The following is a 20,654-nucleotide window of genomic DNA, read 5'->3' on the forward strand; positions in this document are numbered from 1 at the left end:
GAGGTTACAATCGATATGCCTAAACTCAAAAGTATTATGAGATATGTTAAAGAAATAGATAAAATGATTAAAGATTTGCGTAAGGGTATGGCACATAGCCATCCATATTCAGTAGATGCTTTACGGCAATATGTAGATGAATTAGAAGCTATACGTGAAGTAATCATGGAATCAGGACTTGAATCTGGTGAAAACTTGGATACATTAATGTATAAAATCAGGGAATGTATAAGGGAGTGCGTGAGACCTTCTTATGCACGAAAACCACAAGTTTTACCTTATCCAAAACCGGATCCGTGGGTACCACCTGTTACAGTCACAGGGGTTAATATTATTTTCGTTGTGGATATTTCTGAATCCATGTTTGAAGGAGGGGGCCTTGAACCTGGAGGTCGTGTTAGAAATTTATTAGTTGCCACAGCAAATGAAATCGAACGTTATGCTAAAGCTGCTAAAATCCCATGTAAAGTATCATTAGTGGCCTACGCTGATCCAACAGACAGAGCAGGGGAGAATAGACCGAACTTTTGGAGAATTCTACTGAATAAAAGTGTAGATGTACAAGGGTTAGCACAAGCATTTTCTGATATTGGTACGCTAACATTTAAGCGAGGATCGGATTTCCCTGAATCTGGTATGTCTGCAATTTATCATTCGATTGATCAAGTGATAGATAAAAGTGTAGTAAATGGTAAACCTGTAGAGAATTCTCTTATTCTTGTATCAGATGATAGACAAAAGTTAGAGGGCAGTAGCGAACCTTCACATCGCCTGTATAAAGAAGTTACATACGATCAGGTTGATGGAAAGCTAAATAGCCTTAAAGTATTTAATCGTTATGCGTTAGTGCCTATGAAAACTATATATACAGTTCTTCCTGGAAGAAAAGGACCTGGGAAAATAGGGCCAGGGAATTGGAATAGTCCTATCATTCCTTTCTTTAGACAGTGTAGAGAGTACTTCCATGTAAGTACTTTAAAAGATGTAAGCGATTGGATCACTTGGACATTAGATCCTACTAAGGCTCCGAAAAAAAAGTGAGGAGGAAGTGATAATGACAATTAGATTTGGAGATTTGTATGAGGAGATTTTAGCTATTGAAGATGCTATGCAGCGTATGAGAGACGATATAGCTAGTTCAGATTGTTCCTCTATTACAAAATGTCGTTTGGAAATAGAATTAGAGATGCTTGAACAAAAATTATATGAATTAGAACGTACAAATATAGATTTTGAATTATTAAACTTTGTTACGATTATAGAATCTATTGAAAGATGCTTTAATTGTATTGATATTCCAGGTGAATTATCTCATGATATAGCTCCTGCACCATATGATACAGCAAGCAATTGTGGGGGGAAAAAGAGACAATTATCACTTAAAGATATTGAATTAATTAAAGTATTTGAGATGAGTACTAGAAAGCCTGACAAACGACCAAATGCATTTGAATTTGTTAAGAGTGCAATGCCGTATAAAATTCTCACAATTGCATCAGAGAAGTATATTGTAACGTATGACTCGTTACGTAACGGTATTGCGGTTAAAGGATTTAATAAGCAAACAGGGGAGTCAGTAACGAACTTTGGAAATATTTCTAGAATTGATGTGAAATTAAATGACTCGGCACGGCAAAAATATGGCATAGAATGGGTAACTGCATGTAAGGTTTTATTAACAACACCTACACCAATGGTTAGTCTGGCACCTTTGTCGTTAGCTATTGATGGTAACCCAAGTACTATGCCTAGGGTTGAATATACAAATGAGGCAGAAGTTGAAATGGTATTTCAATTTTTTGTATAGATAATTAGAAACTAAAGATAATAAAAAACGTACAGAAGTGTACGTTTTTTATTTATCTTTTTATTTCATTTAATCAAGGCGGAAATTATAATGTTTAATTTTCAAGTCATTTTCTATTTAATGCACCTAAAACTTTGAATTAAGAAAGTCGTTTATTTTCTCTTCAAATTGTTGATGAAATAATCTATTGAAATCTAAATCACTATTAGAGTACTCTCTAATTTCTTCGATTGAAAATGTACCACCCCAATATGGAGAGGTATGAATATCCGAATGAAATGTCACTCCTAAATGGGTAGAAGGTATGGCATTTAGCATGATGTTTGAAATCTCTTTTAAAACGTCTTGGGAAATATCTTGTGGTACATCAAAGATTAATTCATCATGTATTTGTAATACGATGTGTATATCATGATCTTCAAGTATAGATTTGTAATTCTCCTGTAGCCATTCAACTCTATCTAAGCATTTTGTGCCATCTGAGCGAGTGGGATAAAATAAATTCACCATAGCTTTTTTAACTTGTGTCGCAGAAGTTCCTTGTATTTTAAAGTTACAACTTTGCCGTTTTATTTTCTCTAATCTCCAATCTGAATTTTCGTTCTTAAAGGTGGAGGAAGAGGTAGCTTTTAGAATTGCTTCTTTAAAACGTCTTTTTCTACCAAACAAATCTTTTACATAACCATTAGTTAAAACTTCTCTATGTGTTTCAGCTTCCCACCTTAAAAAGTTTGGTAATTGATTTTTAAATTGATTAATTAAGGAGGTTGCTGCTACTTTTGTAATATTTAATTGATCAGATAAACCGATTTCTGTTATACCATATAAGGTCACTTAAACCCCTTAGTTTCCTAAGGGAGTGGACTATACCTTAGCAACTATTTTAAGCTGCTTCTCACATTAAGCGAACTCGTTAGATTGGTTGTTTATTAACCGCGGAACGCTATAAGTCTCTGCACCTGCCATTCGAATGAACGCTTTGGCACAGGATTGCCTTATGCCTATACACTTAGGTTTCCCTGTTTTGAGTGAGATTTGAATTCGGCAATCCATTTACCGAATACAATGCTTTTCATTTTTTTTCTAAGCAATTCAAAAGCATTTGCTAGAGTAGGAATGGTAGTACTATTTAGTTCCTTCATATTATATATCTTCAAGATATATAGACATTCTGGAGTATCTGACCATTTATTTATAAGCTGTTGTATATGATGCTGAGTCTCTTTTAGTGTCTCTCTTTTATAATTTCGAATATCCTCAAACAAGTGATAAGTAAACCCCTTAATTTGGCAAGTGATTTGACTATGTACATCTAAACCTTTCTTAAAGGCTTCAATTAGAACCGGTTCTTGTGTTACTATTGCGAGCCAACGTAATTCTTGTTGTATGTATACCGCCATTTTCATGGTACTTCAACACTCCTTAAAGGAGCCGGATTAGACTATACCTTCTGTTGCATTCCTGCAAATAATGGGCGAATTTTGTGACCACTAAGCCCATAGCCTACCGTATAAATGAGTTCGATTGATTTATCAATTCTGGTTGATAGACGACTCATTATTTTGTTAACTATGAATCGAGATGATAATTAACAAGCAGTCGTTGCACTTCTTGTCACTAGAAGCACAGGATTCGCTCCACCGTTACATGAGGGCGTTCCCTGTTTTGAGTAGGTTTAGATTAACGACTTCAGCCAACGTTTTGTAAACTGAAGTCAATACTGGTGAACAATCTACCTCTTTCTGCTCTAAAGGCCATACGTATAAAATCAGCTTTACTTGGTACTTGTTGTCATTGTAGTAATGCAAGGCTCTTTATCCTTGCTCTCTTTTTTCAAAGAGTATCGGACTATATCATCACCCTGTTGTAGAAGGGTGGATCGCTTTCGTGCTTATTTCGCCTGTTCTAGGTTAATTTAAGTAGTCTCTGCACCTTTCTAATATCCCTATTAGACTTGGCTCAGGATTGACATAGGTAATTACCCTTAGTTTCCCCTGAATTAACGATCTGCTTACACATAAAGTCACCTTTATGCAGCCCACAACTTTAGGTTTGGTGACGAGCAACTCATACGGCCTGTTTTAGTTCCTACAGAGTTATAGATAGGATGGATTTTATTATCAATAGTACCTTGTTGTTCTTTGGGTAGGGAGTCACAAAAAGAACTTATTAATTTCACTAAGCGACGATATTCTAGAATTAGAGGAATTACAGGATGCTTTGATAGATTACGTATCAGCGTTTTTCTATCTGTTTTTAGTTTGGAAATCACACTTTTGCAACCTTTGTCATATTCCATGATAGGTTTTAGAATAGCGTTATCAATATAAAGTTTTTGGGCCAAATGGGCTGGAGAATTTATATTAAACAAAGTGCTTGTTAATTTATTTACGCCATTATATTTATTTTGTTGCTTAGGTGGGTGTATACAATTATTTAATGTGATAGTGGAACCTAGGTAATTCAATATTTCTTTTTTACGGATTGTAATTTCGTTTGGAGTATTTGTTTTACATCATTACTTAGAAATTCTTCACTAATTTTAATTCCTTTTCTTTCAGCGGTAGTAAGTACGGCTATTAAAGGCATCTCTATTTCCCTAAATAATTTATATATAGGAACAAGATTAAATTTAGGGTTTTCAAAAATTCTTTTCTGATACTCGAATACAGACTTTAGCATAAAAATATCATAGCAAGCGAAGTAGGTAGCTACATGATGTTGTAGCTGATCATAGAGTGTCTTTTCAATCATATATTTTTTTCTATCAATGGTATTTAAAATGGTTTCATTTGAATTAAGACGAGGTAATACATATTCTTTATACCATTCTTTTACACCTTTTGGATGGTTCTCATTTAATAGGTTTGCAGCTATCTCAGTATCCCAAAAGATATTATATGTAATGTCAAAATCACACCAATTATATAGAGCATGAATGTGTTGCTTACTGTTACTAAGTATTAATAAGGTATCTTTCTCTAATAGTGGTGAGAGTTTTTTCATCGTGTATTCTAGACTTAATGTAGAGATATGCTGTGATAATCCATGTTTAAAAGGCTTAATAGGTATATAAAAAAAACAGTTATCCATAAATCCAATCGTAATTGAGATGATTGAGTCTTTAAAAGGATTCGAACCAGTGGATTTCGTATCAATAAATGTATAAGCTTGCGAATGTAAGGTTTTATATACCTTATACTTGGTAATAAATTCTTCAAATTGTTCAGGTGTATGTATTAAATAGTAATTTGAAGGTAGTTTTACTGAATGATTAATTCCGTGAACATATTGATTTTGTTTTATCGTAATCTTTTTTTCTCATTTTTTTTATACGAGTTTTTTGTGTGCTTTCTTTTACTTTGCGCCTATTTAATAGTGTAAAAATGTCCTGATTGGATTCATTTGATTTAAAAAACAAAATTTACAACTCCTTACTTCAAAAAGGGACGAAATAATCGTCCCTTTCTATATTTAATAATAGAAATTAAAATTCCATAATGTTTTCTAAAATGGTAATTTATGATTAGTAGTTCTCAATTGTTCCTTTTCATCAAAACCTTCAGTAGCCAATGGAAGAGTAGGGGAACTACATTGAAACTGTGCTTGCTGTAAATTATATATTGTTGATGCTGCATTCATAAATTCTTGGATTTCATCAGGACTATGAGAAGTTATATATGTTGATATATCAAGCATTTCAATTTCATTAAAGTCTGGTTTCTTTAATATAGGTTCATCATCCACTGAAGTATAATGGTATGGTTTAGCTGAATAAGTGGTATCATTAGCACCTGTTCCACTTCTAGAAATAGTGACAAAGTCTTTTGTAGGATCAATCATGTAAAGATTAAAATCTGTGTGTAATTTTTGAATGTGAGTTTTCGCTAAAGAGACTAGCTTAATCTTATTATCTAATGGATCATATACACGTAATTTAATCTTTAAATTCGGATATTTACTCGGATTAACGTGACAAAGGGGGCACACACCTGTCCCTGGACAACGTATATATTTGGGTTTTAAGGTGGGTTCATAATGCTCGCGAATACCAACCAGATTTTCATACCAATCGATAAATAAAAGTGTAAGTGGTTTTTTATCTTTAAACGTAAGAAAGGTATTTCCCACTTTTAAAATTGCATCTAATCCTTTTATTGTTGTCATACTTTATTTCCTCCTTAATATATATACCGTCTCTAAATTGTTATATATCGATATAAAGTTTTATTTAAATTAACTTTGTTTATTCTGTTTATATAAATAAATAAAACTTAAGTTTTAAAATGCAGACTGTAAGTTATGAATCTAACCAATACTTAATAGTAATAATTGAATAACTAAGCTTAATAATTTTCCAGTAAAGTTCATGTAATGAAGTGTTATATATAAAAGAAGGCTGAAATCTAATAAGAAACAGATAAAACGCCTTTGAAAATTATTGTCTATGTTGTATACTAGTTGTATATACTAGACTAATTAATAGTTATCGTAATAACTAATTAAAAAGTTGCGGAATTTATAATAAAAATAAAAGTTACTTTTGTTTACAAAATGTTCTTAATTGTTTTACAATATTTTTGGGTGATTGTTGTTTGAGATAGTAGGGAACTAAGTATATTAACAACAATAAATGCTACGCAATTTCTTTAATGCTCTTGTTGAGTGCGATTTATTAATTTTAAGTTCGTTTGCGATTTCGGCTAAATTCATACAGACTCCTAAGCCGTCATATAGCATGTATTCGATAACATTTTGTTCAGTCGGAGTAAATTTATTTCTATGTATTTCATAATCTGCTTTAACAATTGAGAATTCATATCCTTGTTCGTAAGACTCTTGGCAAAATGTAGGGCAATTGTTGTCACTAGAATCGTCTTCAATAAATCCATCACAATAAAATACAGAAGTCGAATTTTGTTCTACCATTCTATTTGTATAACGATAGTAATCAACCACGGTTCTTTTAATAATTGTTTGACAGAATGAAGGTAGCTTTTCAGATGGAACTGTTGTTTGTTGAAGAGATTTCATTATGCGCAAGATACAATCTTGTTTCACATCCTCTTTGTCTTGATTTCTCACTTTAAATAATTCGAAATTAAAAATTTTAGCTATAGATTCAGAGTTTAGTATTTCCATTATTAAATCTTGAAAGTTTATAGTTGCTGTGTTCATTATATAAATCCCCTTTATTTGAATGAATTAAAATTTACTGCTTAGTAAACTAATTGAATTTGTATTTAATTTATCTAGTAATCCCATTTTAAGTAAGTCATTGGAGTCGATTTTTGAATCTTCAGTGAATTGGGGTGGATAGAGCGTATGATTGACCGTGAATCCTTCCTGTATTAATTGTTTTGTTGCTTTTTGTGTTGCATCTTTTCCAGCTTTGTCATTGTCAAAAAATAGATCAACAATCTCTATACCTGCTAGATGTAATTCGCGTATTTGGTTTTTAAATAATAATTTCCCATTAATTGCAACAGCAGGAATACCTACTTGATAGTTACTCATTACATCTATAGGAGATTCTACGATACGAACTCTTTTAATCCGATTGGGTGATGTTCGTAGTTGGTTAATTAAATGAAGTCCAAATAAAATATCTTTTTTGTTTGGTAATCCTTCGTTGATAAATTTTGAACCCTTATAATGGCTTCCAATTTTTCGTTTTTGTAAAAAGCGAAGATCCCCGTTTCGAGTACGCTGCGGAAATACTATACATTTATTTCTGACATCTATTTTTATTTCGTAAGTATCTAAAGTCTCCATGTTTATTCCACGCTGATTAATTAAATAGGACATTGCTACATTGTAAATCCCTTGATTTTTAAATTTTTCCTCATCCAATTTTTTGAGTGTTTCTTCGGATAACGTATTTGCTTTTATACATTTTTTTCTTGTAGCTAAGAGTTTTGAAATGTCTAAAGGTTTACGATTGTTTTCAAAATAGTAATTCGATAATAGGGCTTTTAATCCGTTGCCTTGCTCTAAAACAAAAGCGGTTTCAATTACACAATCTATGGTTCCTAAGTATCCACAACAGAAACAGTGTGTGTGATAGGGAGGGGTTTTAGAAATCCCAAATGATGGTCTTGTTTCTGTATGGTTCGGACAGCAACACATTATATAATTGCCGTTATCATTTTTCTTTGAAAATGCTGCATGGTTACTTTGGTATCTAAGGGAATACTGATACTTAAAACGCAAATCATCTATTAGACTTGGTATATCCAGTGATGTATTTTCGAGTATTTCTATATTTCTTGCTTTTTGCATGTATTTTCATCTCCATTATTAATACTAGAAGAACTGTTTTTCGTACTGATTGTTAATGGTACTAATCAGTCCTGTATCAAAGTTATATCGCACAATGAAACTTTGACCACTAGCATTGCCACGATTTTTTATGACCTGTACTTTAAAGGTTGTTTCATTTATTTTGATAATAGATATACCTTTGCTAGCATCTTGGAAAATTGCATAAGTTTCCCCGATATCCTCACCAGTCATCGTGCTATCAGTTAGACTTTTTTTAATTCTTTTAGCGGACTCTCTGTTAGCCTGTGCTACTACATAACCTGGAATTCCTGTTCCTAAAATCATTTCACGTACTGCTGCTGATATATCAAATAATCTTTGTCTTAAATCTCCAAAATTATTATTGGAGTTATTTAAACGTACTTTTGATAATTGATCTAAAACGAAGCGAGTATGTCCTTCAGACTCAAGGATGCGCTGTATTTCAGTCACTGAATAGGGGCGGCCACCATTTTTTTGAATATCATAGATGACCATATCTTTTTGCTTTTGCCTTAGTTGATCTAAAAAGAATATGTAACGGTCTTTTTGTTCAGCGGACATAGTACCACGTTGTATGCCTAAATTTGATACACCAGCCAGGACATGATCCCAATTTCGTGCAATTTCTTCAGCACGTTGTTCTAAAGCAAAGTATGCAGGGAAATCCCACTCGATATTACTATTCCAAGCGGACATTAACATAAATGAAGAAATTAATGTTTTACCCATGTTAGATGGTGCGAAAACAAGAAAATAATCAGTTTCTTGTCCATCACTTACTAATCCATTAGTTACTAAATCTAATGTTTTAAAACCTGTAGTCGCTCCTAAAATTTCATTTTCATCTCTACCGTGAATTGATAAGTATTTACTCTTACGTGTATCCGCCATTCCAGTATATGAGTATCCTTTGTTGTCAATATTCGCAAGTTTTAACATATTCGTGGCATTTAATTTAATATCTAAAATAGCTTCAACAGTTTTTTTTTCAGCGACAAGGTTTGCTGCTTTTTGAAGAAAGGGCTTGAATTTTCTATGTAACCAATCTTCTTTAAGGGCATCTACTACAAATTCTGTTTTTTCTAATTCGACCATTTCAAATTCTTCAAACATATTCATTACGGTTTCTATTGTTGGAAGTTGTTTTTGTAATTTCTTAAAATTTTTAATGTAATTAAAAATATCTTTATGTATAGGAAAATGTTCTTCATCAAGGCCATTTTGATCAATTGAAGACCAATCTTTATTTTCTAATATATGGTTTAATAGTTGTAATTCTTCAATGGATGGCATAATATAGACTCCTTTTCATCTAATCTCGACATAATAATCGATGTGATAATGGAAATAGTTGCGATTTTTTTAATAACAAAATACGGAACCTATGTTCGTTTTTTGAGGTGAAAAAATAGAACCTACGTTCCTTTGTGAATTAAAATAAAACGTATGTTCTGTTTTTTGCCAAAAAATAAAAGAACCTATGTTCGTTTTTTGAGGCGTAAAAGAATAGAAGATTAAATCAGAACTCTAATGGAATAAAGCATCTTACTATCCAAAACAGATATTGATGCTTTATTTTGTTCTAATTAACTTCTTTTATTTTACAGGTATTTATATATGAGGATTTAATACATTCCTTCTCAATTCATAAGCTGAAAATTTAATCATGTAAATTAGTATACTATGGAAATATATTAATTGTAATACTATTTTTACATATTTATCATATTATTGTTAAATGGATTGTAGAAAGAGCTCGTTGCATGACGAGACCTCTATATAATGGGCTTCAAAATATAACTTTTTTCTTGTCTTCTATCACGACCTCCTAATTGATATACAACAGTATTAAATAACATACGAGATGTAATAATATCTCCAAGACAATTCTCTTGTTCTAATTGTTGGAGTGTAAGATTAGAAGTGAAAAATGTTGATTTTTTATTTTCCTTACGAAAATCAATCACATCATAAGTAAAATCTCTAATATAATTTGTAAATCTTCCATTTCCTATATCATCAAGTATTAGTAAGGGAACCGTCTTCATGAGTTTTACTTGTTGTAAAACTTTTTGTGTGAAATCTTCATCATTTAATTGATAAATTTGGCGTAGATCATTTGCCCATGAACCATACTTAATATAGAGTACAACCGGAGACTCAAAATTAAATAAAGAAGGATTCATTACTGATTTAAATATATATTCCATTGCAAAGGCTATAGCAGTATATGATTTACCAGTTCCTTTTTGTGGATGTATAAAAGCGAGATTATTTCCATTCTTAACAATTTCCTTAATTGAATTAAAAGTATCTATAATGTAATCTTTGTACATTTTGTTATCCGTGTCTATTATGAAATTTCTTTTATTTGCATTTTGATATTCTAAAGGAATTTGAGAAAGCTTTATAGCCTGATTAAGTAAGATATAACCGCCACACTCAGGATTTATCGTATAATCCTGTGGCAGGGGAGTAGTACCAGTTCTACGTTGGCACCAATCCCTAACGACACATTGTGCACAAGTAACATAAGGTTCATTCAATATTCACACCACCCATTATGTTTATAAATTCTTTATATGATTTTGTAATTTTGAAACTGTTATATAATAGATTGATTTTTAAATATAAAATTACTAGTCAATATTTCAATATCTAATTCTTTTTTCTCTAAAACATGAAGGAATAAAGCATTTAAGTGGTTTATTGTATTTTGCTGAATCTCCATATGATGTAATGAATATTTATTTTGATTGAGAAAAGATAATATTGAATTTTTACATTTCATAATATCCTTCCAACCATATTTTTTTGCAAGTGTATCTATTACTTCCCACATCATTTCTGATACTTTTAGGAGTGGAATTTTATCACATTCTATTATGTAGTATCGATTACTTTTTCCGCGACCTGGGACCTCTTTTTTTATAAATCCTTTTTCAACTAATTCATTAATATAACGAATAATTGTATTTATTGAGCAGGAACAAGATATAGATAATCTATAAATACTTGGGAATGCGAATTCTCCTTTTTTATAAATGTAATTCAAAATGTTTGAGTAAACCAATTTTGCGTGAGTACTTAGGCCAATACAGTGAGCTACCATGCTAGGAGTGCTTATATGCCCTTTGTTGTATGAGCTATTGTATATAAATTCTCTTTCTTTTGAATTTGGCATTGTTTTATACAGTTAAAACACCTCTTTCTATTATAAGTATCGTTTTATATGCTGAAAAAGTTGAGGGGGAATTTTAAGGAAATAAAAAATAATTCTACATGCAGATAAAATATAAACTAATTTACCTATAATACTATTAAATAGATTGCAATAAACATGTAGTTTTTTAATGATGGAAAACTTTAATTTATATAAACAATTAATTTTGATATAGAAATTAATTGTTTATATTCTTGCTTAGTTTTGGGTTTGATTATAAAGAGCGATTATAAAGAGAGTATTAAAACTTGAATAGTTTAGAGGTGATTATATGAGAAGTAATTGGAAATCACATCCGATTAGTGAATTAGGGGATCAAATTGGAAAAGCTATTATGCTTACATGTAAAGAAAATGCATATATTGGTGGTTTAAAAGATATCACTGAAAAATTCATTATGATTGAAGTTGGTGAGGGGATGGTTATTGCTGTGGACCGCACTGTATTAAATGATGAATCTATAGAATTACATGTTGTGGGAGGCTAAAAGATTGTCTGACTTTGTTATAAGTGAAAATACGCGCAATAGCATTAGTACTAATAATGCTCCTAGACCAAAATTAGATCCCCGAGATCCTAATATTGGGAAAGTAGCACTGGTTAAAGAAGGGACATATAAGGGTCTAAAAGGTATAATATATCCACCTACTAAAGAATTGAAATATGATGGAGAGTTTGTAAAAGGATTTACAGGGCATTATGAAGTAGAAAAACTATATCATGTCATGTTCTTTTTTGAAGATGGTACATTTTTTTGTGCAATGGAGACAGATTTATTGGATTTAGAGGTAGAAGGGGGTATATTCATTATTGATGATGGAGATGGAACTGTTGCAAAACCCTATGGATGTGGTGAAAGATTATACACGTCGGTTCCAGAAATTTATCATGAATTACCTTTAAATAAATCAGGTTATATCATTATCAATACCTATCAAAGCAGGTGGGTAGATTCTTTTTTTAAAGTGTTTTGGATTAACAATCTTACTACACCAATTGGACAAACTCATACACGCGTGCATGGAGTAGTTTTTAATAGTCCACATGATATAATATTTTATTATGATCCCAAGTTTAACCCAAATAAAATAGTTGTTAAGAATGATTACATAGGAAATTGGTATCATAAAGTCAATTGTCTTACAGAACTTGATGGATCAATATTTAAGCCGTATACCTGTGGAACTAATATTGTTCTTAATAGTCCCATAGATATGAAAAAGTGTTTTTTTCAACTAATTGAACGTACAGGGGAAGTTGAAGTTGTATATAAATACTTGGGAGATCCTAAAAGTGAGGCTTCATTAGAAGTGTTTTGGCAGAATGAAGTCATAGGGAAAGTAAACACTAAGGAAAAAAATTTTGAGGAGAAAAGCATTATCTTTAGTGTAGATGAAATCAAAATGTTTAATCCTCAGGTGAGAGTTACAGTACATGGACACTGGGAAGTGAAAGTAAAATGTCCGGTAAATAAGGAGATATTACAGTTAGGAGAACAGAATTTTTGAGTACTAGTGGTATGGGTTCGTTAAAAGTTGAACTAACCCCAGAAAGTTTGACAAGTCGTTTCATTAGGCAGCTTTTAGGGCATGAGTTCGATATTGTACCGGGCTCATGCCTTTTAATTTTGCCTTAATTCGTTTGTGATTATAATAATCGATATATTTTTCAAATTCTTGTTTAAAGTGTTCTATGCTTTCAAAATCTTTTAGATAAAGAAATTCAGATTTCATAATACCAAAGAAACTTTCAATAATCGCATTATCGTAACATCTTTGATACAAGTGAATAGGTTGGTCTTGAATCAATTGTATAAGCGATTATCTCTCAATTAAATAGATCTAACATCGGTGATAAGTAGAGCTTCTCGCCGCATAATTTAAATTCTGTTATGTCTGTAACTCATTTTTCGTTTGGCTTTTCAGCCTTAAAGTTACGTTCTAAAATATTTGGCGTAATCTTACCTACTTTCCCTTTATAAGAGCGATATTTTTTCATACGAACTAGGCTCTTTAAACATAACTCTTTCACAATTCGTTGAACTTTTTTATGGTTGATTTTGTGTCTTTGGTTCATTAACTCATCGCGAATACGGCGATATCCATAACGACCTTGGTGTTCATCGTAAATGTTTTGAATTAAGACCTTTAGCTCTTTATCTGGATGATTAGAATTCTGTATCCAGTAATAATACGTACTTCGTGGGAGTTCTGCTAATTTTAAAAGTGCCTTTACCGGAAATGCTTTCCTTAGTTCATAGATTATTTGCGCCTTATCTTGTTTGGTGATTTCTCCTTGTTTTGAACTAAGGAATTCAACTTTTTTAAATAAGCATTCTCCATACGCAAACGCTCCAATTCAGCTTGTAATGCTTCTACTGACTCTTCTGTTTGTGTTTGTTTCTTAATTGATTTTTGATTGTCCTTAGTCATAGATTGATGCCTCTTTTTCTTAGATTTAAGGGCGTCTACTCCTTTTTGACGTAGCTGAATACGCCATTTTCTAATAAGTCCAGATGAAGAAATATTAAAAATAACTGCCGTTTCGTTTGGAGACGTCCCATTTTCGAACATATAATTTAGTACGCCTAGTTTATACTGTACAAAATACGTTGTATAGTCTTTTTCAAATGCTCGGATTCCATGATATTCAAATTGTTTTATACATATTCGAACCACTTCGTGATTCGTTCTCAATGATTTCGCAATATCTTTTATACTCTCACTTCCATCTTGATAATGTATTGCTGCATTCATTTTGTTTTCTGAAGTAAATTTAGTCATAAAAAAATTACACCTCCAATTGTTAGACACATTCTAACAATTGGAGGTGTAATTCATAAGAAGTAACCTGTTTTTATTTATACATTAAAAAATCGGCGGAGTAACAGAAAATAAAACTATCGCGTTTTTTTCAAAATGATTTACCCATTTATGCTTTAAATAAGCAGGTATCTTTACACTGTCACCAGTTTCTAATACGTATTCTTCCTCGTTTAAATATAATGTGATTTTCCCATCTAAGACAAATGCTAATTCTTCTCCTTTATGTTCTAGCACATTTTCTGATGAAGCTGTATTAGGCGGGACGGTCATAATTGCTGTTGCTAAATTTCCAGTGAAATCAGGTGAAAGCATTTCATATGATAAATTATCGATAATCATTTTCTTTCGTTTATGAGAACGTACAATTAAATCGTCTGTATTTGTATCTTCAAGTAAAAAGCTAAATGTTGGCACATCAAGAGCTTTAGCAAGCACTTTTAATGTTTGAATAGAAGGGTTAGCCGACCCGCGCTCAATTTGACTTAACATAGATGGTGTAATATCAGCCATCTTTGCTAGTTCTTTACTAGTTAAACCTTTTTCTTTTCTTTGTTTTTCAATTTTTTTACCAATATCTATATTTTCCATAATGAAAATCTCCTTAATGATTATTAAATTATATTTAAATAAATTAAATTAAAATTAACTAAATTGAATAATTTGTGTTAAACTATATTAAAATTAATTTAATTATAATTTATTAAATCGTAAGCTACAAGGTGATGAGGAGGAAGAGAAATGAAGGAAATAGAGAAATTAAAAGAGGAATATCTACTATTAAATAAATTAATCGCAACAGAAGAAGTATTTTGGATAAATCCAAACATAGAAAAGTATGAAACAGCAATAAAAGATACACCATTGAATGAAGAGAATGTAAAAGATGCGGAAGAGAGATTAAAGCGTTTTGCGCCATATATTGCGAAAGTTTTTCCTGAAACGAAAGGGACGAACGGCATAATCGAATCACCTTTAGTGAAAATACCTTCTATGAAAAAAGCTTTAGAGACAAATTACAAGCAACCTATTTTAGGAGAATTATTATTAAAATGTGATAGTCATCTCCCGATATCAGGATCAATTAAAGCTAGGGGCGGCATTTATGAAGTGTTGAAACATGCTGAGCAACTAGCATTGCAGCACGGAATGTTAACAGAAGAAGATAATTATTCCATTTTAGATAGTGATACATGTAGAGAGTTTTTCTCGAAGTATTCAATTGCGGTAGGTTCTACAGGGAATTTAGGACTTAGCATAGGAATTATGAGTGCGAATCTAGGTTTTAATGTAACTGTTCATATGTCAGCAGACGCAAAAGAATGGAAGAAAAGTTTATTAAGAAGTAAAGGTGTAAACGTTATTGAATATGAAGATGATTATAGCAAAGCAGTAGAAGAAGGAAGACGACAGGCGGATGCAGATCCCAGCTGTTATTTTGTAGACGATGAAAACTCACATGATTTATTTTTAGGATACGCAGTAGCAGCATCACGATTACAAAAGCAATTAGATGAGTTAGAGGTTGTAGTAGATGAAGATCACCCTTTATTTGTTTACCTTCCGTGCGGAGTAGGAGGAGGACCTGGCGGAGTAGCATTCGGTTTAAAATTATTGTATAAAGACAACGTTCATTGTTTCTTTGCAGAGCCAACACATTCTCCATGTATGTTACTCGGCTTAATGACAGGCCTTCATGACAAAATTGCTGTTCAAGATATCGGAATTGATAATGTAACAGATGCGGATGGACTTGCGGTAGGAAGACCGTCTGGATTTGTCGGGAAAACGATGGAACCATTTTTAAGCGGAAATTATACAGTAAACGATGAAGAGTTATATAGATTGTTAAAAGACCTAGCTGATACGGAGAATATTTATTTAGAGCCTTCTGCACTAGCAGGTATGATAGGGCCAGTGAAAGTGTGTAAAGAAGATGAGTATTTACAAAAGCAACAGTTAGCAGAGAAGGTGAAAAAAGGTACTCATATTGTGTGGGGAACGGGTGGAAGTATGGTTCCTAAAGATGTAATGAATGAATATTATAGGAAAGGTTTGGAATTATCGATATAAGAAAAATGAGGCTAGTTGTAGCCTCATTTTTTCATGTACATAAAAATCTTTGTTATTTTCACAATAGTTCTTTATAGTATATATAAAGGATAACTAATATTGAATAAATACAACAAAAAAGCTTTATTTTACATAATAAGAGGATGTGTATACGATGTCATTACAGACTAAATATATAGCGGGTATTTCGCTTGGGGTTATGGGTGTCGGCTTTGCGGCTTCTATCCCTTTTCAAGGAACGGTAGCTGGAGAGATTATACAAGGTGGATTTGAAGCTGGATTGGTTGGTGGACTTGCGGATTGGTTTGCGGTTACTGCTTTATTCCGTCATCCGATGGGAATACCAATTCCGCATACAGCTTTGTTACCTAAAAACCGTAAACGGGTAACGAAAGGGCTTATTCATACGTTAGAAAATGAATGGCTGACGAAAGAAAGTATTACGAATAAAGTAAAAGAGATGCAGTTAGCACAAATGGTACTGCAAATTGCTGAGAGAGAAATGCAGTCTGATGCTGTGAAAAAGGGGATTGTAACGATTGCAGAGAAAGCAATTATAACAATAGATACAGAAAAGTTAGCTGTTATTATTGAAAAAGAATTAAAAACATATTTACATACAATTAATACAAGTAACATTTTACAAGTGCTGGTTGATCAATTAGTTGTGCAAGAATATGATGAAAAGACACTTGATTACATATTAGTGAAGGTAAAAGATTGGACAGCGCAAGATGAAGCTCGTTACCAGCTCGGTAGCTTAGGTATGAAGGCGATGGAAAATATAAAAGTAGATGGATTCTTGCAGTTTACTTTGAAATCATTTATGAATATTGTAGATGAAGATAAAATTGGCGGCATTTTGCAGAAGTTTATCATTAGTAATATTAACAGCTTACAAGAGGCTGATAATAGCACAAGACAACTTATATTAGCGAAGATTCGTCAAGAAATTATCAATGTAAAAGAAAATGAAGCCTTATTAAAGGAATTAGAAAATTGGAAAGAAAAGTGGATTGCGAATTGGAATGCTACTGACAAAATAAAAGAGATGCTAGAGCAAGTACAACAAAGAGCAGTTGCTTTTGTAAATAATGAAGAATTTGCTGATAAATATGTTATTCCATTTTTACAAAAACAAATGAATAAAATAAAAGAAGATGAACAGACAGTTCAAAAAATAAAAGATTGGTTACAAAAACAAGTTGTGAATCTTGTTGAGAAGAACCATTCGAAAATTGGTAAGCTTGTACAAGAAAACCTTGATAAGTTAGATGATAAAACGTTAATCGAAATGATTGAAAATAATGTCGGTAAAGATTTGCAGTGGATCCGAGTGAACGGGGCGGTTTGTGGATTTATGATTGGATTAGTGTTAGAAGGAATTAAAGCGATTATATAAGAAAAACCTTCCGCAATTGCGGAAGGTTTTTCTTATTTTTCAATAACGCTCATAGTTAAATTATAAGTTTTCTCAATATTTAACTTGTGCGTGCCATTTCCAGTTTTAATTGAATTTTTATACCAATGTTCTTGGTTGTTTAATTCTGGATGTTCTGCTGAAGAAGTATTTTCTTTTTTCGTTAAATCTTCTACTTGTTCCCAAGGTGTACTTCCATGTGTTTCTTTTTGATTCGTTACTGCTGTTAAAGATACATCACTCTCTTTTGCAAGATGGACAGACACTCTTGAGCTTTCTTGTACAAACCAATTATTTTGTAATTGACCTGGATAAAGAGATAGTTCGTTATTTGAAGCACGGATTTCCACATTTTTATTTTGTGGAAGAACAAGCGTTGGTTTCACCTGTGGTGCTGAATTAAATAACGTATGTTGAACAGGTAATGATTTTAAAGTGATATACATCGTTTCACCAGCCGTTTGAACTGAAAGGAAATCATCTTGTTTTAAATTGAGTTTTTCATTTGCTTTCGTCGTCATTTCATAAGTTCCCAAAAGGTGAATTTGATTTGTATTATTTCCCTCTATCGTTAGAGGCTGATGCCCTGCATCTACTACAATTTTTTTGATAGATTCAGGTATATCAAATTGTCCGTCTGGAATATTACTCGTTTGTCTCGTTGTGTTAATAGAATGACGAAATTCTTCTAGTAAACCAGTTGATAATAAACAGTAAAAAGCAATTCCGACGCTTCCTAAAACGCCGATAAAGAAAATGCTAAAAATATCATATTTAATAAATGATTGTTCCTTCTTAGAAAATAGAAGGTATAGTAAAATTTCAGCTCCAAGTATGATAAGTAAAACTGGCCACCATGCAGTTAGTGTATCTAATACTTGAATTCCTTTTACGACTGAAAATAGTAAAAAGCATCCTAACGATATAATAGAAAGCCCCATTGAGAATGTTCCAACACGCCAAGTCCTCATTCGCTTGTCCCACCTTTGTTTTCTTTATTTCCAAGTAACAATTTAAATCCGCCGCCAATTAAAAGGAGCGCAACGATAGATGTTTGGAAATAGCGATAATATAGTTCACTAAGATGAATATTAAATATAGTTACAAAATAATCATTCAAAATAGGAAGGACCGTTTGATCTAATAAATAATAAACACCGAGTGTAATTAATCCGATACCAATCCATCTTTGATGATTTATAAAATAATCGATAATGGGTTCGTCTTGTACTCGTTCTTTTCCGTATTTTGCTGTTTGTTGTAAAGCATCAAAAAAGCTATAGAACCAAATGATTGGCACTAAAAATAAAAACGCAGAAAGTCTTAATAAGTCGAGTAAATAAATAGATAGTAAAAAGGCTGCCATAAGCTGAAGACCACGGCGTTGTAAGCCTAAATACATATGACCTGCTCCGGGGAACATCGCTAAAATAGAAGCAAATGTTTTATTTTTCTTTCCTTGCTCGCGGTGCTCTTCAAACTCTTCGAAAATAGTACGATCATCTAATTGCTCGCCACGTTCTTTTTTCTGGAGTTGCTGAACAACGTCAAAGAAATTGTAAATCCATAAAACAGGTAATGTAATAAGGAAGATAAGAAAACTTTCTTGCGATGTTAAAAGTGCAACGAAAATGATCATACTTCCGATTCCTGTGCAAGCTACTAAAAATGTAAGTCCGCGTTGCATAAGTCCTAATTGAAAATGGCCAAGTCCAGGGATGATGGATAAGAGAATGATATAAAATCGTTCGCTCTCTTTAGAGGATTCTATGAATTCTCCGGCAGCTTGTTTTTTCGATTGATTAATAATAGTGATAACTAAATCTAATAAATTGATTGCCCATAACACGACTAGTAAAAATAGAGAAAGAAAAGCAATATCACGGGCTCCTAATGCTATTGTACAAAATGCTGCAAAGATAAATAGAAATACAGCCCCTCCGCTATATAAAATAAACCGTCCAAATTTCTTTAAATATAAATGTCCAAGCCCAGGAATTAGCCCTAATACAAGTGCTAAAAAGGGATTTTTATTCATGCTTTGAACCTCCGTCCTTTTTCGATGTGTCTACCGATTTGTTTACAATTTGTTGTGAGATAGAAGACTCGTTATGTTTTGAAGATTTCTCTAAATTTGATGTCGCTGTAAAAATATACTGAAATAAACCACTTACCATAAAAATAATTGTAGCCGCAGTCGCAATTATGTAGTGAATGATCGTGCGCTTTAGTGAGGTTGTTTTTATATTTTCATTAGACTGTAGTGTTTCAAAATTAATTTGCGTCATAACTTCGTTCGTAAATGAATCATCATTTATCATTGGAAGGTTTTCATGTTGTTCATCAATACTTTCCATATAAAGTGCTAAACAATGATCACATTCATAAAGATGTTCTTCCATAGATTCACGTTCATTGCTTTCTATAAAATCTAATGTATAATTGCGCCAATCTTCTTTTGAATAATGCATCATAGAAACTCTTCCTCCTTCCAATGTTTTTTAATCCATTTTCTTGCCCGATACAGTTTCATTTCGACTGTTTTTACTTCAATGTTTTCCTGTAAAGCAATTTCTTGATAGCTTTTTTCTTCTAAGTAATGTGCGAGAACGACGTCACGGTAATTTTCAGGAAGTTCTCTCAGTTTTTGAGCAATGAGTAATTTCTGCTCTTTCGTCAATAATAAAGCCTCAATATTATGAGAGGACTGTATATTTTCCTCAGTTTCTTTACATAAGGAGAGTTCTTCACTTTCTCGAGCTTTCTTCCTCTTATAATCAATAGCGTGATTGGTGGCAATACGTGCCATCCACGTTTTTAATCCGCGAAATTGATAATTAGGGAGAGAGGCGTGAATTTTTACGAATACTTCTTGTGTAACATCTTTCGCATCTTCTTCATGTCTTACAATAGAAAAGATAACTTGAAAAATATAATGACGATATGTTTGCACGAGGATACGAAAAGCATGTTCGCTTCCTTGTTGTGCTTTTTCAATTAATT

General features: G+C 32.3%; 21 protein-coding genes and 1 pseudogene. 6 read left to right on the forward strand and 16 right to left on the reverse strand.

The window, feature by feature from the left end:
- Positions 1-15: 15 nt before the first annotated feature.
- Complete coding sequence (locus JFU02_RS28360; RefSeq protein ID WP_098838322.1) at positions 16-1,041, forward strand: vWA domain-containing protein; 1,026 nt, start codon at positions 16-18, stop codon at positions 1,039-1,041.
- Between the two features lie 13 nt (positions 1,042-1,054).
- A complete protein-coding gene (locus tag JFU02_RS28365) occupies positions 1,055-1,807 on the forward strand; it encodes a hypothetical protein (protein WP_098838323.1) in 753 nt (250 codons plus the stop codon).
- Between the two features lie 126 nt (positions 1,808-1,933).
- Here the strand turns inward: JFU02_RS28365 and JFU02_RS28370 are convergent, their stop codons facing one another.
- The 10 genes from JFU02_RS28370 to JFU02_RS28410 form a co-directional block, all read right to left on the reverse strand.
- On the reverse strand, positions 1,934-2,641 hold the full coding sequence (locus tag JFU02_RS28370; protein ID WP_097961813.1) for a DNA polymerase: 708 nt from the start codon (positions 2,639-2,641) through the stop codon (positions 1,934-1,936).
- Between the two features lie 167 nt (positions 2,642-2,808).
- Entirely contained in the window at positions 2,809-3,213 is a 405-nt protein-coding gene (locus tag JFU02_RS28375; RefSeq protein ID WP_098838324.1) for a DNA polymerase I, read from the reverse strand.
- Between the two features lie 623 nt (positions 3,214-3,836).
- On the reverse strand, positions 3,837-4,274 hold the full coding sequence (locus JFU02_RS32315; protein ID WP_276571065.1) for a DNA polymerase: 438 nt from the start codon (positions 4,272-4,274) through the stop codon (positions 3,837-3,839).
- On the reverse strand, positions 4,271-5,119 hold the full coding sequence (locus JFU02_RS32675; protein WP_346656165.1) for a DNA polymerase I family protein: 849 nt from the start codon (positions 5,117-5,119) through the stop codon (positions 4,271-4,273). The genes JFU02_RS32315 and JFU02_RS32675 overlap by 4 nt, the downstream gene beginning before the upstream one ends.
- Before the next feature lie 195 nt (positions 5,120-5,314).
- On the reverse strand, positions 5,315-5,974 hold the full coding sequence (locus tag JFU02_RS28385; RefSeq protein ID WP_000207535.1) for a hypothetical protein: 660 nt from the start codon (positions 5,972-5,974) through the stop codon (positions 5,315-5,317).
- 453 nt (positions 5,975-6,427) lie between these two features.
- Positions 6,428-6,985, reverse strand: a complete 558-nt coding sequence (locus tag JFU02_RS28390; RefSeq protein ID WP_201071941.1) for a sigma-70 RNA polymerase sigma factor region 4 domain-containing protein — start codon at positions 6,983-6,985, stop codon at positions 6,428-6,430.
- A gap of 27 nt (positions 6,986-7,012) precedes the next feature.
- On the reverse strand, positions 7,013-8,089 hold the full coding sequence (locus JFU02_RS28395; protein WP_001167997.1) for a toprim domain-containing protein: 1,077 nt from the start codon (positions 8,087-8,089) through the stop codon (positions 7,013-7,015).
- Positions 8,090-8,113: 24 nt separating this feature from the next.
- Positions 8,114-9,406, reverse strand: coding sequence for a DnaB-like helicase C-terminal domain-containing protein (locus JFU02_RS28400; protein WP_001139151.1), 1,293 nt, complete (start codon positions 9,404-9,406; stop codon positions 8,114-8,116).
- 482 nt (positions 9,407-9,888) lie between these two features.
- Positions 9,889-10,659, reverse strand: coding sequence for an ATP-binding protein (locus JFU02_RS28405; RefSeq protein WP_001005177.1), 771 nt, complete (start codon positions 10,657-10,659; stop codon positions 9,889-9,891).
- A 59-nt stretch (positions 10,660-10,718) separates the two neighbouring features.
- Positions 10,719-11,297, reverse strand: a complete 579-nt coding sequence (locus tag JFU02_RS28410) for a helix-turn-helix domain-containing protein (protein WP_001133840.1) — start codon at positions 11,295-11,297, stop codon at positions 10,719-10,721.
- A gap of 310 nt (positions 11,298-11,607) precedes the next feature.
- Here JFU02_RS28410 and JFU02_RS28415 point away from each other — a divergent pair, with 310 nt between their 5' ends.
- Positions 11,608-11,823 carry a hypothetical protein gene (locus tag JFU02_RS28415; RefSeq protein WP_001257365.1) on the forward strand — a complete coding sequence of 72 codons (216 nt, stop codon included), beginning with the start codon at positions 11,608-11,610 and terminating at the stop codon, positions 11,821-11,823.
- Positions 11,824-11,827: 4 nt separating this feature from the next.
- Positions 11,828-12,844 (forward strand): hypothetical protein, encoded by a 1,017-nt coding sequence (locus JFU02_RS28420; RefSeq protein ID WP_098838326.1) that lies wholly within the window; start codon positions 11,828-11,830, stop codon positions 12,842-12,844.
- Between the two features lie 63 nt (positions 12,845-12,907).
- Here the strand turns inward: JFU02_RS28420 and JFU02_RS28425 are convergent.
- Both JFU02_RS28425 and JFU02_RS28430 read right to left on the reverse strand, forming a co-directional pair.
- Positions 12,908-14,119, reverse strand: a pseudogene (locus JFU02_RS28425) (IS3 family transposase).
- A gap of 84 nt (positions 14,120-14,203) precedes the next feature.
- Positions 14,204-14,749, reverse strand: coding sequence for a helix-turn-helix domain-containing protein (locus JFU02_RS28430; RefSeq protein ID WP_000427637.1), 546 nt, complete (start codon positions 14,747-14,749; stop codon positions 14,204-14,206).
- A gap of 150 nt (positions 14,750-14,899) precedes the next feature.
- Here JFU02_RS28430 and JFU02_RS28435 point away from each other — a divergent pair, with 150 nt between their 5' ends.
- Complete coding sequence (locus JFU02_RS28435; RefSeq protein ID WP_000658340.1) at positions 14,900-16,231, forward strand: D-serine ammonia-lyase; 1,332 nt, start codon at positions 14,900-14,902, stop codon at positions 16,229-16,231.
- A 154-nt stretch (positions 16,232-16,385) separates the two neighbouring features.
- Positions 16,386-17,633: a DUF445 domain-containing protein gene (locus JFU02_RS28440; protein ID WP_098838327.1), complete on the forward strand. Its 1,248-nt coding sequence runs from the start codon at positions 16,386-16,388 to the stop codon at positions 17,631-17,633.
- Positions 17,634-17,665: 32 nt separating this feature from the next.
- Here the strand turns inward: JFU02_RS28440 and exsE are convergent, their stop codons facing one another.
- Genes exsE through JFU02_RS28460 form a run of 4 tightly spaced genes read right to left on the reverse strand, consistent with a single transcriptional unit; the run spans position 17,666 to position 20,604 of the window.
- Positions 17,666-18,622, reverse strand: coding sequence for an exosporium protein ExsE (gene exsE, locus JFU02_RS28445; protein WP_098316042.1), 957 nt, complete (start codon positions 18,620-18,622; stop codon positions 17,666-17,668).
- Positions 18,619-19,689 carry a hypothetical protein gene (locus JFU02_RS28450; protein ID WP_001039098.1) on the reverse strand — a complete coding sequence of 357 codons (1,071 nt, stop codon included), beginning with the start codon at positions 19,687-19,689 and terminating at the stop codon, positions 18,619-18,621. Before JFU02_RS28450 ends, exsE begins: the two co-directional genes overlap by 4 nt.
- On the reverse strand, positions 19,682-20,125 hold the full coding sequence (locus JFU02_RS28455) for a hypothetical protein (protein ID WP_000972351.1): 444 nt from the start codon (positions 20,123-20,125) through the stop codon (positions 19,682-19,684). Before JFU02_RS28455 ends, JFU02_RS28450 begins: the two co-directional genes overlap by 8 nt.
- Positions 20,122-20,604, reverse strand: coding sequence for an RNA polymerase sigma factor (locus JFU02_RS28460; RefSeq protein ID WP_001195484.1), 483 nt, complete (start codon positions 20,602-20,604; stop codon positions 20,122-20,124). The genes JFU02_RS28455 and JFU02_RS28460 overlap by 4 nt, the downstream gene beginning before the upstream one ends.
- Positions 20,605-20,654 lie beyond the last annotated feature (50 nt).

Origin of the sequence: Bacillus sp. TH13 (assembly GCF_016651175.1) — a bacterium.
Classification (GTDB): domain Bacteria; phylum Bacillota; class Bacilli; order Bacillales; family Bacillaceae_G; genus Bacillus_A; species Bacillus_A thuringiensis_S.

Coding starts and splice junctions, on each gene's coding strand:
- JFU02_RS28435 (WP_000658340.1), top strand. CDS start 14,900: ATGAAGGAAATAGAGAAATTAAAAGAGGAATATCTACTATTAAATAAA.
- JFU02_RS28415 (WP_001257365.1), top strand. CDS start 11,608: ATGAGAAGTAATTGGAAATCACATCCGATTAGTGAATTAGGGGATCAA.
- JFU02_RS28375 (WP_098838324.1), bottom strand. CDS start 3,213: ATGAAAATGGCGGTATACATACAACAAGAATTACGTTGGCTCGCAATA.
- JFU02_RS28430 (WP_000427637.1), bottom strand. CDS start 14,749: ATGGAAAATATAGATATTGGTAAAAAAATTGAAAAACAAAGAAAAGAA.
- JFU02_RS28455 (WP_000972351.1), bottom strand. CDS start 20,125: ATGATGCATTATTCAAAAGAAGATTGGCGCAATTATACATTAGATTTT.
- JFU02_RS28365 (WP_098838323.1), top strand. CDS start 1,055: ATGACAATTAGATTTGGAGATTTGTATGAGGAGATTTTAGCTATTGAA.
- JFU02_RS28440 (WP_098838327.1), top strand. CDS start 16,386: ATGTCATTACAGACTAAATATATAGCGGGTATTTCGCTTGGGGTTATG.
- JFU02_RS28360 (WP_098838322.1), top strand. CDS start 16: ATGCCTAAACTCAAAAGTATTATGAGATATGTTAAAGAAATAGATAAA.
- JFU02_RS28385 (WP_000207535.1), bottom strand. CDS start 5,974: ATGACAACAATAAAAGGATTAGATGCAATTTTAAAAGTGGGAAATACC.
- JFU02_RS28390 (WP_201071941.1), bottom strand. CDS start 6,985: ATGAACACAGCAACTATAAACTTTCAAGATTTAATAATGGAAATACTA.
- JFU02_RS28400 (WP_001139151.1), bottom strand. CDS start 9,406: ATGCCATCCATTGAAGAATTACAACTATTAAACCATATATTAGAAAAT.
- JFU02_RS28450 (WP_001039098.1), bottom strand. CDS start 19,689: ATGAATAAAAATCCCTTTTTAGCACTTGTATTAGGGCTAATTCCTGGG.
- JFU02_RS28395 (WP_001167997.1), bottom strand. CDS start 8,089: ATGCAAAAAGCAAGAAATATAGAAATACTCGAAAATACATCACTGGAT.
- exsE (WP_098316042.1), bottom strand. CDS start 18,622: ATGAGGACTTGGCGTGTTGGAACATTCTCAATGGGGCTTTCTATTATA.
- JFU02_RS28410 (WP_001133840.1), bottom strand. CDS start 11,297: ATGCCAAATTCAAAAGAAAGAGAATTTATATACAATAGCTCATACAAC.